This window comes from Pseudomonas sp. 2995-3, assembly GCF_002742565.1.
Classification (GTDB): Bacteria; Pseudomonadota; Gammaproteobacteria; order Pseudomonadales; family Pseudomonadaceae; genus Aquipseudomonas; species Aquipseudomonas edaphica.
Genome location: NZ_LJSB01000321.1, coordinates 1 through 306 on the forward strand (window position 1 = coordinate 1; position 306 = coordinate 306).

A 306-nucleotide genomic window follows, 5' to 3' on the forward strand; every position below is an offset into this window, starting at 1 on the left:
CAGGAAAAGTATCCTCCCATTTTGCTCATCCCCATCTCACCAAATTAATCTGTCACTTAGTCTTCTGCTGTATATTCTGTCGTAAACGGAGATGCTGGAAGGCCTTCTTTATTGTATAAATTAGCTCCTTCTGGATTATCCGCCCTAGCATAACGAACATGCTCGGGATCATCCACATCTTCACTCATTATTACAACTGTATGTTTATCCTTGATCACGGCACTTGCTGGTACGAACCGCCCATCCTTCCCACTTATTCGGAACCATTGCAATTCTCCACCATTTTGAACCATCAAACCACTGCCT

At 43.5% G+C, this 306-nt stretch carries 1 protein-coding gene; it reads right to left on the reverse strand.

All coding sequences use genetic code 11. From position 1 onward, the window contains the following. Positions 1 to 56 precede the first annotated feature (56 nt). The coding region (locus AOA62_RS31920) for a hypothetical protein (protein ID WP_218244211.1) at positions 57 to 306 on the reverse strand (250 nt) is incomplete at its 5' end.